The sequence below is a fragment of the Mycolicibacterium sphagni genome (assembly GCF_002250655.1).
Classification (GTDB): Bacteria; Actinomycetota; Actinomycetes; order Mycobacteriales; family Mycobacteriaceae; genus Mycobacterium; species Mycobacterium sphagni.
The window spans coordinates 174,008-185,684 of sequence record NZ_NOZR01000002.1; the positions used below are offsets into that span (position 1 = coordinate 174,008).

Annotated in this window: 10 protein-coding genes and 1 pseudogene; 1 reads left to right on the top strand and 10 read right to left on the bottom strand. The window is 67.2% G+C overall.

Annotated features, from left to right (window positions below):
- Positions 1–10: 10 nt before the first annotated feature.
- The 10 genes and pseudogenes from mutM to CG716_RS02900 form a co-directional block, all read right to left on the bottom strand.
- On the bottom strand, positions 11–859 hold the full coding sequence (gene mutM / locus CG716_RS02855; RefSeq protein WP_094476249.1) for a DNA-formamidopyrimidine glycosylase: 849 nt from the start codon (positions 857–859) through the stop codon (positions 11–13).
- Positions 852–1,511, bottom strand: coding sequence for a ribonuclease III (rnc, locus tag CG716_RS02860; protein WP_275988179.1), 660 nt, complete (start codon positions 1,509–1,511; stop codon positions 852–854). The genes mutM and rnc overlap by 8 nt, the downstream gene beginning before the upstream one ends.
- 41 nt (positions 1,512–1,552) lie before the next feature.
- A complete protein-coding gene (locus CG716_RS02865; RefSeq protein WP_094476253.1) occupies positions 1,553–2,155 on the bottom strand; it encodes a YceD family protein in 603 nt (200 codons plus the stop codon).
- A 59-nt stretch (positions 2,156–2,214) separates the two neighbouring features.
- Positions 2,215–2,952 carry a cell division protein SepIVA gene (gene sepIVA / locus CG716_RS02870; protein ID WP_094476255.1) on the bottom strand — a complete coding sequence of 246 codons (738 nt, stop codon included), beginning with the start codon at positions 2,950–2,952 and terminating at the stop codon, positions 2,215–2,217.
- Positions 2,953–3,351: 399 nt separating this feature from the next.
- Complete coding sequence (gene coaD, locus CG716_RS02875; RefSeq protein WP_094476257.1) at positions 3,352–3,837, bottom strand: pantetheine-phosphate adenylyltransferase; 486 nt, start codon at positions 3,835–3,837, stop codon at positions 3,352–3,354.
- An 11-nt stretch (positions 3,838–3,848) separates the two neighbouring features.
- The gene (rsmD, locus tag CG716_RS02880; protein ID WP_094476602.1) at positions 3,849–4,400 is read right to left on the bottom strand and encodes a 16S rRNA (guanine(966)-N(2))-methyltransferase RsmD; all 552 of its coding nucleotides are present in this window, start codon (positions 4,398–4,400) and stop codon (positions 3,849–3,851) included.
- 110 nt (positions 4,401–4,510) lie between these two features.
- Positions 4,511–7,888: pseudogene (locus CG716_RS02885) on the bottom strand (pyruvate carboxylase); the annotation flags it as partial.
- Positions 7,889–7,923: 35 nt separating this feature from the next.
- Positions 7,924–8,556 carry a vitamin K epoxide reductase family protein gene (locus CG716_RS02890; RefSeq protein ID WP_094476604.1) on the bottom strand — a complete coding sequence of 211 codons (633 nt, stop codon included), beginning with the start codon at positions 8,554–8,556 and terminating at the stop codon, positions 7,924–7,926.
- A gap of 2 nt (positions 8,557–8,558) precedes the next feature.
- The gene (locus CG716_RS02895; protein WP_094476259.1) at positions 8,559–9,383 is read right to left on the bottom strand and encodes a DsbA family protein; all 825 of its coding nucleotides are present in this window, start codon (positions 9,381–9,383) and stop codon (positions 8,559–8,561) included.
- 108 nt (positions 9,384–9,491) lie between these two features.
- Positions 9,492–10,562 carry an alpha/beta hydrolase gene (locus tag CG716_RS02900; protein WP_094476261.1) on the bottom strand — a complete coding sequence of 357 codons (1,071 nt, stop codon included), beginning with the start codon at positions 10,560–10,562 and terminating at the stop codon, positions 9,492–9,494.
- Positions 10,563–10,835: 273 nt separating this feature from the next.
- Here CG716_RS02900 and CG716_RS02905 point away from each other — a divergent pair, with 273 nt between their 5' ends.
- Entirely contained in the window at positions 10,836–11,672 is an 837-nt protein-coding gene (locus CG716_RS02905; RefSeq protein WP_094476606.1) for an aldo/keto reductase, read from the top strand.
- Positions 11,673–11,677 lie beyond the last annotated feature (5 nt).

Consider the following 11,677-nt stretch of genomic DNA (forward strand, 5'->3'; position numbering starts at 1 on the left):
TCGACAAGGGTCAACGCCGCGGAGGCGGCTGGCATTTCGGGCAGAAGTACGAAGAGCGGTTCATGAATTTCTCACGGCGGATCGCAGTGCCGCACCGCGGGCAGGGCAGGTGCTCGCGGCCGTACGCATTGAGCGACCGGTCGAAGTAGCCGGACTGGCCGTTGACGTTGACGTACAGCGAGTCGAACGACGTGCCGCCCTGGCCCAGCGCCTCGCGCATCACTTCGGTGGCCGCGTCGAGCAGCTCACCGAGCTCGCGCCGCGTCAGCTTCGGGGCCAGCCGCGCGCCGTTGATCTTGGCCCGCCACAGCGCCTCGTCGGCGTAGATATTGCCGATCCCGGACACCACGGTCTGGTCCAGCAACTGTCGCTTGATCTCGGAGTGCTTGCGGCGCAAGACCGTAACGACGGCGTCGCGGTCGAAGCGCGGGTCAATCGGGTCGCGGGCGATGTGCGCCACCGGCTCGGGGACCAGGCTGCCGTCGACCTCCACCAGGTCGGCCAGCTGCCACCCCCCGAAGGTGCGTTGGTCGACGAAACTCAGTGTGGTGCCGTCATCGAGCAGCGTCGCGATCCGCAGGTGGTTGGTGTTGGGGACTTCGCCCAGCAGCATCTGTCCGCTCATCCCGAGGTGCACCACAAGTGCCGTGTCATCAGACAGGATGAGCCACAAGTACTTTCCGCGCCGGTCGGTCCCGGTGATCTGCGCATCCAATAGCCGGGCGGTCAGGTCGGCGGCGCCGGCCTCGTGGCGGCGCACCGCGCGCGGATGGTGCACGCGCACCGCGGTGATGGACTTGCCGGACACGTGGGCCTGCAGGCCGCGCCGGACGACCTCAACCTCCGGCAGTTCAGGCATCCGGTTGTTGGTCCGTGATGGCCCGCCACGCCTGCGCTGCGGCCTTCTGCTCGGCTTCCTTCTTGGAACGGCCGTAACCGGTACCGTACTCGTCATCACCGACCACGACGGTTGCGGTGAACTGCTTGTCGTGGTCGGGTCCCGTGGAGGTGACGACATAGGATGGCGGCCCCGAACCCGTTGCCGCACAAAGCTCTTGGAGGCTGGTCTTCCAGTCCAACCCGGCACCCAGCGTCGGGGCGGTGTCCAGCAGATTGCCGAACAGACGCAGAATCACCTTCCGGGCGGTGTCGATGCCGTGCTGCAGGTAGACCGCGCCCAGCAGCGACTCCATCCCGTCGGCCAGGATGCTCGATTTGTCGGCGCCGCCGGTGTTGACCTCGCCGCGGCCCAGCAGCAGGTACGCGCCCAGCCCGACATCGGCGAGCGCGCGCGCCACATCAGCCAGCGCGTGGGTGTTCACGATGCTGGCGCGCAGCTTGGCCAGGTCCCCCTCGGAGCGGTCCGGGTGGCGGTGATACAGCTCGTCGGTCACCGTCAAACCCAGCACCGCGTCGCCCAGGAACTCCAGCCGCTCATTGGTGGGCAGGCCGCCGTGCTCGTAGGCGTAGCTGCGGTGTGTCAGGGCCAGCGTCAGCAACTCTTCGGGCATCTCGACGCCCAACGCGTCCAGCAGGTTCTCGCGTGGTGGACTCACGAAGTGCCTGCCCCCCGCTCGGGGGTGCTCTCCTCGTCTGCAGCGGGAAACATGCCTGCCAGTTTGGCAAAGCGCGGGTCGATTTGGTCGTGCTGATGGCCAGGCTCGGCGGCCAGCGAAACGCCGCACTCCGGGCACAACCCTTGGCAGTCCTGCGAGCACAGCGGCGCGAAGGGCAGTGCCAAGCCGACGGCGTCGACGATCGACTGCTCGAGATCGATGGTCTGGTCGACAACGTGGCCGACCTCGTCTTCCTCGGTGGTGTTCTCGGTGGCGCTGTCGGGGTACGCGAACAGTTCGGTCAGCGAGATCTCGACATCGCCGGTGATCGGGGTCAGACAACGGGAGCACTCGCCGCGGGTGGGCGCACGCACGGTGCCGGTGACCAGCACTCCTTCGGACACTGATTCCAGTCGCAGGTCCAGGGTCAGGTCCGCATCGCGTTCGATCGCGATCAGGTCCAACCCGATCCGAGACGGACTGGGAACCGTCTCCTGCAATTCGAGCATGGCGCCGGGCCGACGCCCCAGCCTCGAGATGTCGAACACGAGCGGCGATCGCGCTTTGCGCTTCGGTCGGGCACTCTGTGGCGTCGCCATGAATTCAATCTTAGAACCCGGGGTGGCCCGATTCAGCCGGTAGGCGCGGGCCGTGCCGGTCAGCGCTGAACGTAGTCGTGCGTTCCCGCGGCGGTCCGCAGCTGGTGACGGCCCCGGCTCACCGAACGCAGAGTTCCGTTCAGGTAATCCTCGAATTGGGCAAGTTTGTTGTCGACGTAGATGTCGCACTCGCCGCGCAGGCGGTCGGCCTCGGCGTGTGCGGTGTCGATCAGCCGGGTCGATTCGGCGTGGGCCGCCTGCACGACCTCGGTCTCGGAGACCAACCGCTGCTGCTCCTTGATGCCTTCCTGCACGGCCTTCTCGTAGGAGATGTTGCCGCTCTCCACCAGCCGGTCGGCCTCGGCCTTGGCCCTGCTGGTGGCCGCCTCGTACTCGCGCTTGGCGGTCGCGGCCAGCCGAGCGGTCTCCTCGCGGGCCTCGTGAACAGTACGTTCGCTGTGCTGGCGAGCCTCGGCCACCATCCGATCGGCCTGCGACTTGGCTTCGGCCAGCAGCCGATCGGCCTCGGCCCGGGCATGGCTCAGCAGCGAGTCGGCCTCGGCGGTGGAGTTCGAGACCATCGAGTCGGAATGCTCCTTGGCCTCCCGCAGCAGCGAATCGCGGGCATCCAACACATCCTGGGCATCGTCGAGCTCGCCGGGGATGGCGTCCTTGATGTCGTCGATGAGCTCCAGCACGTCGCCGCGCGGGACCACGCAGCCAGCGGTCATCGGGACGCCGCGGGCCTCTTCGACAATCGCGCTCAACTCATCGAGCGCTTCAAAAACTCGGTACACGGCGCCACCCTCCTGGGCGTAGTTGGTAGTGACTAGTGTGCCTGGTGTTACGCCTGTGACAGCGGTGGCAAGCCGGTGTGTCGGAAAGAGGTTTTCGTCAAGCGCACCGGTCAGAGGGCGTCCCGTTGGTGATTATGTCGGGCTGCGGCGCCCAGTGGACGCCGATTCACGAGTGTGGCCGACGATCCGGCCTGCTCGGCACGGCGCACTGAAACACCCCACCCGCGACCGCAGTGGGGTTACGTGATTGCCGACGGGATGCCGGCGGCTCACGCGATCGCCTCGGCAGCGCGCACCGCTGCAGCCATCCGCTTGAGATCCGCGGCGCGGGCTCGGCAGACAGCTCGGTGAACTCTTCGATTTCCTCGTGCTCGGCGCACTCAGCGTCAAACCCAATTGTCAGACAGTGCGCGCAGCGAGCTTGGCCTGCAGGCGGCGATTCACTGCCTCGGGCAGCAGGGCCGCGACGTCACCGCCGAATATCGCGACCTCTTTGGCCAGCGAGGACGAGACGAACGAGTACTGCGGCGTGGTGGCTACGAAGAAGGTGTCCACCCCGGCGATGTGCTTGTTCATCTGCGCCATCTGGAGCTCGTACTCGAAATCGGTTCCGGTGCGCAGGCCCTTGACGATCGCGGTGAACCCGCGCTGTTTGACGAAGTCGACCACCAGGCCCTGACCCGACTCGGCCCGCAGATTCGGCAGATGGGCAGTCGCCTCTTCGATCATCGCGATCCGCTCATCGATGTCGAACATCCCCTTCTTGTTGGGGTTGATCAACACCGCGACGATCACCTCGTCGAATTGCGCGGCGGCGCGTTCGAAGATGTCGATATGGCCCAACGTCACCGGATCGAACGATCCCGGACATACCGCGCCACTCATAGCCGAAGACGCTAGCAGGCCGCCAGTTCAACTCGGGTATCTCCGTAGCGCCGCACCGGCCATGCTGTCCACGTCGACGGCCAGGTCAGTTCGGCCGAGGACGCCGCGCGTTCCACCACCACCACGCTGCCCGCCCGCACCCAGCCGTTGCGGGCGAGACTGTCTAGCACGGCCTCGATCTCGGCCGTCGCGACGTCATACGGCGGGTCCGCGAACACCAGGTCCACCGCCCGGTCGGCATCCGCCGCCAGCACCGTGGCGACGGCACCGCGCCGCACCGTCGCACCGGGCAGCCCGAGTGTGGCGATATTGCTTTTGATGACCGCGGCTGCGCGCGAATCACTTTCGACGAACAATGCCGAGACGGCACCGCGGGACAGTGCTTCGAGTCCGAGCGCGCCGGAACCGGCGTAGAGGTCCAAAACCCACAGTCCGTCGAAATCCCGGCGCGCGGCAAGGACATTGAACAGGGCCTCGCGGACACGGTCGGTGGTCGGCCGGGTTCCGCGGGCGGGCACGTCGATACGCCGGCCGCCGGCGCTGCCCCCGACGATGCGGGTCAGGTTGTTCCCCCGGTCGCTTCGCTCCTGCCCGCCGGACCTGTTCCCCCGGTCGCTTCGCTCCTGCCCGCCGGACCTGTTCCCCCGGTCGCTTCGCTCCTGCCCGCCGGACCGATCACCACCAGCAGGTCTCCACCTTCGACCTGCGCGGTGCTGCTGACGGCGACGCGGTTGACGGTGCCGGCCTTGGGTGCGGTGATGGCGGCTTCCATCTTCATGGCCTCGATGGTGGCGATGGTCTGCCCGGAGGCCACCTCGTCGCCGACGGCCACACCGACGGTGACCACCCCGGCGAACGGAGCGGCGACGTGATCGGGGTTGGCCCGGTCGGCCTTTTCGGCGGTCGGCACGGTCTCGGCAATACTGGTGTCGCGCACCAACACCGGACGCAACTGGCCGTTGATGATGCACATGACCGTGCGCATGCCGCGCTCGTCGGCATCGGAGATGGCCTCCAGCCCGACGATCAGGTCGACACCGCGCTCGAGCACGATCCGGTGCTCATCCCCGTGGCGCAGGCCGCACAGGAATTGGTTGGCGGACAGCCCCGACGTGTCGCCATACTCCTCGCGGTGCGCCTCGAATTCCCTTGTGGGGCCCGGGAACAGCAACCGGTTCAGGGCAGCCTGCCGGGCCGCGCCTGGTTCGCCGAGCAGCTTCTCGTCCTCGACCGATAGCGGCTCCTCGGGCTTGGCCGGTCCGCGGCCCTCCAATGCCTTGGTGCGCAACGGTTCCGGCCAGCCACCGGGCGGGTCGCCCAGTTCACCGCGCAGGAAGCCGATCACCGAGTCGGGGATGTCGTAGCGCGCGGGGTCGGCGGCAAATTCCTCGGCCGTGATCCCCGCACCCACCAACGCCAGCGCCAGATCCCCCACGACCTTGCTCGACGGCGTCACCTTGACCAGCCTGCCCAAGATCCGGTCGGCGCCCGCATAGGCGTTCTCGACGTCCTCGAACCGGTCGCCGAGTCCCAACGCGATCGCTTGTGTGCGCAAGTTGCTCAGTTGACCGCCCGGGATCTCATGGTGGTAGACCCGGCCGGTCGATGCGGGCAGCCCTGCCTCGAACGGGGCATACACCCGCCGCAGCAGCTCCCAGTACGGCTCGAGATCGCACACCGCGTCCAGGTTCAGGCCGGTGTCGAAGGGAGTGTGCGCCGCAGCGGCGACGATCGCCGACAACGGCGGCTGGCTGGTAGTTCCCGACAGCGGCGATGCCGCCCCGTCGACGGCACTCGCCCCCGCATGCCAGGCCGCGGTGTAGGTGGCCAGCTGGCCACCGGGAGTGTCATGGGTGTGCACGTGCACCGGCAGGTCGAACCGGCTGCGCAGCGCCGATACCAGCGTCGCCGCCGCGGGCGGGCGCAGCAGGCCGGCCATGTCCTTGATCGCGAGCACATGCGCGCCGGCGTCGACGATCTGCTCAGCCAGCCGCAACCAGTAATCCAGCGTGTAGAGCGTCTCGGCCGGGTTGGACAGGTCGCCCGTGTAGCTCATCGCGACTTCGGCTACCGCCGAACCGGTTTGGCGCACCGCATCAATGGCGGGTCGCATCGACTCGACGTTGTTGAGCGCGTCGAAGATGCGGAAGATGTCGACACCGGTCCGGGTCGCTTCGTCGACGAAGGCGTGCGTCACCGCCTCGGGGTACGGGGTATACCCCACGGTGTTGCGGCCGCGTAGCAGCATCTGCAGGCAGATGTTGGGAATCGCCTCGCGCAATGAGGCCAGCCGCTCCCACGGGTCTTCCTTCAAAAACCGAAGCGCCACATCGTAAGTCGCGCCGCCCCAGCACTCGATCGACAAGAGTTCCGGCGTCAACCTGGCGATGTAGGGGGCGACAGCCAGCAGACCCGACGTCCGAACCCGCGTGGCCAGCAGCGACTGGTGCGCATCGCGGAACGTCGTATCGGTCACGCCGACGGCCGGGGAATCCTTGAGCCAGGTGGCGAATCCCTCGGGGCCCAGCTCGATGAGGCGCTGCTTGCTACCTGGCGGTGGAGTGGTGGACGCAATGTCGATCGGGGGCAGCTTGTCCTGGGGATACACCCGGTCACGGTCGCGGTAGGGCGAGTTGACCGTCACCTCGGCCAGAAACTTGAGCATCTTGGTGCCACGGTCAGCAGAGGTGCGCGATGTCAGTAGCTGCGGGCGTTCGTCGATGAACGAGGTGGTGACGCGCCCGGCCTGGAAATCCGGGTCGTCCAGAACCGCTTGCAGGAAAGGGATATTCGTTGACACACCGCGAATGCGGAACTCGGCGACCGCTCGCCTGGCCCGGGCCACCGCGGTCGGGAAATCGCGGCCCCGGCAGGTGAGCTTGACGAGCATCGAATCGAAATGGGCGGCGACCTCCGCGCCCAGGTGGGTGCCCCCGTCGAGCCGGATTCCCGCTCCGCCCGGCGAACGGTAGGTGGTGATCCGGCCGGTGTCGGGCCGGAATCCGTTGGCGGGATCCTCGGTGGTGATCCGGCATTGCAGTGCCGCACCGTGCGGCTGGATCGCGTCCTGACTCAGGCCCAGATCGGCCAGCGACTCCCCCGAGGCGATCCGCAGTTGCGCCGACACCAGGTCGACATCGGTGATCTCCTCGGTCACGGTGTGCTCCACCTGGATCCGGGGATTCATCTCGATGAACACATGCCGGCCACGCTCGTCGAGCAGGAACTCGACAGTGCCCGCGCAGGTGTAGCCGATCTGCCGGGCGAACGCGACGGCGTCGGCGCAAATCTGCTCCCGCAGAGCAGGATCCAAGTTGGGCGCCGGTGCCAGCTCGATGACCTTCTGGTGGCGGCGCTGCACGCTGCAGTCCCGCTCGAAAAGGTGGATGACGTTGCCGTAGGTGTCGGCGAGGATCTGTACCTCGATATGGCGCGGGTTGACCACGGCCTGTTCGAGAAACACCGTGGGATCCCCGAACGCCGATTCGGCCTCGCGGCTTGCCGCCTCGATGGCCTCGGCCAGAGCCGACAGGTCGGCGACCCGGCGCATACCCCGGCCGCCGCCGCCGGCGACGGCCTTGACGAACACCGGGAAGTGCATTGATTGGGCGGCCTCGACCAGTTCCTCGACCGAGGAGGACGGTGCCGACGACGCGAGCACCGGCAGGCCGGCTTCACGGGCCGCGGCGATGGCTCGCGCCTTGTTGCCGGTGAGTTCCAGGATCGATGCGTCCGGCCCGATGAAGGTGATGCCCGCGGCCGTGCACGCTGCTGCCAGTTCCGGATTCTCCGATAGGAAGCCGTAACCCGGGTATATCGCGTCAGCGCCGGCGGCCAGCGCGGTGGCGACGATCTCGTCGACCGACAGGTATGCCCGCACCGGATGCCCGACGTCGCCGATCTGATAGGACTCGTCGGCCTTCAACCGATGCAGCGAATTGCGATCTTCGTACGGATAGATCGCGACCGTTCCGATGCCCATCTCGTAGGCGGCGCGGAACGCGCGAATCGCGATCTCACCGCGGTTGGCGACGAGGACTTTGGAGATCACAGGCGGACCCTACCTCCCGCGCCGAGCCGGCACTTCTAGATGAGCGTGGACCAGTAGTTCCAGAACCGGACCAGGATCAGCAGAATAATCGCGGTGAACCACAACGCGACCAGCGACCAGCGCCAGGTGTAGAGCACCCGGGCGACCGCGTTACCGCCCAACGGGCGCAGCGCGATCGAGGACACCACCACCAACAGCGGGATGGTGACCGACCACACCACCATGCAGTAGGGGCACAGCGCGCCGATGCGGTACAGCGTCTGAAAAATCAGCCAGTGGATGAACACCGCGGCCAACGCTGTGCCGATCGTCAGGCCCGCCCAATACCACCGGGGCAGCCGCACTTTGGCCACCGCGAGCACGCCGGTCACCACAACGACGGAGAACCCTGCGATACCCATCAGCGGGTTCGGGAACCCGAACGCGGACGCCTGCGGGGTGATCATCACCGACCCGCAGGACAGCACCGGGTTGATGCTGCAGCTCGGCACGTAGGCCGGGTTCACCAGGATCTCGATCTTTTCGATCGTCAGGGTCACCGACGAGATCAGCCCGACAACGCCGGCGATCAAAACCCACCACGCACTCGCCGCCCGCACCGCGACGCCACCCGGCGCGGCCCCCGACTCGGCAGGCCCTGCCGGTTCTACCGGTGCCGGGGTCGCCACGCTCACGGCGTCGGCGTCGCCGGGGCGGGAGTGGCCGGAGCCGGTGCCGGAGAAGCCGGGGCGGCGGCCGGAGCAGCCGGTGCCGGCGTCGGGGCGGCGTCCAAGCCGGGGACGTTGCCGACGATCGCCTTGACCTTGGCGATCAAGTCATCGGGCGAACTGGGGCTCAGGTCCTGGCCGTTGAGCCGGATGGTCGGCGTCGCCTGGATCTTGGCGGCCGCCGCCAGCCCGTCCACCATGTCGCTGTGCTTGCCGGAGTTGATGCACGCCGGAACACTGCCGGCCGCACCGGCTTGCCGGGCCGTCTCGATCAGCGCGTTGTTGTCCGGCGCGGCGCCCGAGCCCTCTTCGGGCTGGTTGGCGAACAGCGCGGAGTGGAATCGGATGAAGGCGTCTTTGTTCTCGTCGGCGACGCAGTAGGCCGCGTTGGCGGCGCGCGTCGAGTAGTTCTTGTTGAACGACGAGTTCAGGATGGCGACCATGTAGTAGTCGGCGGCCACCGCACCGCTGTCAACCAGTTTGGTGATCGTCGGGCCGAAGGTCTTCTCGAACTCGCGGCAGTGCGGGCACTGGAAGTCCTCGTAGAGCGACAGGACCGCCTTGGGCTCGTCGCTGCCGTCCTTCTTGATCAGCTGGCTCGATGTGATCCGCACCGCTTGCGCATTGCCGCCGGCGGTCTTCTTGTCATGGCTCATCACGATGTAGAGCACGAGAGCGACGGCGAAGATCACGACGATCGCGGTCAGCCCCAGTTGGATGACCAGGTTGCGCTTGCGATCCTGGGCTTTCAGGTCGTAGCGGGGCGCGCTTTTCTTATTGGTGGCCACGGGTTGGCTGATCCTCGCTGTCAAGACTCGGTGTTAGCGCCTCTAGAGTACCGGCGGTGCTTTTCGGCCCCACGAATCCCCGGGTCGCTTCGCTCCTCCCGGCCGAACTCAGGCGCGGGCCAGGTGGGCGCGCAATGCCGAGATCATCTCGGCATTGCACCGGCTGACCTGGCCGCCGAGCGAATTCATGTTCAGGAATGCGTGGGTCATCGACCCCATCCGCCTGGCGTCGACCGTCACCCCCGCCGCCCGCAGTCTGTCCGCATACTGTTCGCCTTCGTCCCGCAGGGGGTCGAACCCGGCGGTGATCACCAGCGCCGGCGACAACCCGGTGAGGTCGTCGGCCAGCAGCGGCGAGACCCGCGGATCGGTGACGTCGAGACCCGAACCTTCGACATAGGCGCTTTCAAACCAGTCCATGTTTCGTTTGGTCAGCAGGAAGCCGTCGCCGAACAGGGTGCGCGACGTGGTGTTGCCGCGTAGGTCGGTGACCGGGTAGATCAGCCACTGCAAGGTGGGCAGCGACACCCCGGCGTCGCGGGCCTGCCGGGTCACCACGGCGGCGAGGCAGCCACCGGCGCTGTCGCCGCCCACCGCAACCCGGTCTGGATCGGCGCCCAGTTCGGCGGCGTGTTCACGAGCCCACACATAGGCCGCGTACGCGTCGTCGACGGCGGCCGGCGCCTTGTGCTCGGGAGCCAGCCGATAGTCGACGGCAAGCACGTGCACCCCGGCGTCACGGCAGATCAGCCGGCAGGCCGAGTCGTGCGTTTCCAGATCACCGAAGACGAATCCGCCGCCGTGGAAGAAGACCAGGAGCGGACCTCCGTCTTCGGCAGGACCATAGTGCCGCGCGGGGATCGGGCCCGCCGGGCCAGGGATGACCAGCGATTCGACGCGGGCGGCGTGGACGTCTGACTCGTCGAGGCTGCGGGTCGTCGCCCGGTTCTGCCTGCGGGTGGCATCCGCGTTGCCGGTGACTCCCAGGCTGCGGATACCGATCGCTCGCTGCGCGACCAGCAACGTCTGGATGGTGGGATCCAGGGTGTTCCCGTCGATCGTGACGGCGCGGCCCCCTGACAACAGCCGCTTGAGGCCTCGGGGCAGGTGCGGAATCACTTTGACCCCAGCCCGGCTGGTCACCGCCACGGCGCGGGTGAGCCAACGGCTGCGTGTCATCGATGCTCCCCTCACTTCTCGTGCGCGGTCGGCATCGCCGCAGCGTACGGGACCGGCGCTGGCAGTGGTCTGGCACCCTTTCACCAGCCGTGGACCTCCTCCGCTGGTTGACGAATCCGACAATTTCGATTCCCGTCCCCGACGGCGCGCCGAGGCGGCTCAGCCCGCACATCGGTGTGCGTACTAGTGTCATCCCGAAGTCGGTGACCCGTTAAGCGATCATGCCCGGGTGCCGACCTGGACAAACTTCCATTCCACAGGCAGGTGAACCAGATGCCGGCGGCCGCAATCCCCACCGTCACTCTCAACGACGACAACACCATCCCGGTGCTTGGCCTCGGCGTTGCCGAGCTGTCCGCCGAAGAGACCGAGAACGCGGTGGCCGCCGCCCTGGAAGCGGGCTACCGGTTGATCGACACCGCGGCGGCATACGGCAACGAGGAAATCGTCGGCCGCGCCATCGCCGCCTCGGGCATTCCCCGCGACCAGCTGTTCATCACCACCAAGGTCGCCACGGAGGATCAGGGTTTCCAAGCCTCGCAGGACGCGCTCAAGGCAAGCCTGGAACGCCTCGGCCTGGATTATGTGGACCTCTACCTGATCCACTGGCCCGCCGAGCAGAACGGCAAGTACATCGACGCCTGGGGCGGCGTCATGCGGTCCCGCCAGGACGGCCTTATCAAGTCGATCGGCGTCTCGAACTTCACCGCGGAGCACCTGTCGAACATCATCGACCTGAGCTACTTCCCGCCGGCGGTAAACCAGATCGAATTGCACCCGCTGCTCAATCAGGCCGAGCTGCGCGCGGTGCACGCCGAGCATTCGATCGTCACCGAGGCCTACAGCCCGCTGGGCGTGGGCAAGCTGATCGAGCTTCCCGCGGTCGCTGAAGTGGCTGCGGCACATGGCAAGTCGCCAGCCCAGGTGCTGATCCGCTGGAGCCTGCAGCTGGGAAACATCGTCATCCCCCGCTCGGCCAACCCGGCCCGGATCGCCGAGAATGCCGACGTGTTCGACTTCGAGCTCACGCCCGCCGAGATGGAGACCCTCAACGGGCTCGACAACGGGACCCGGTTCCGGCCGAACCCGGAAACTTACACCGGCACCTAGGGTTT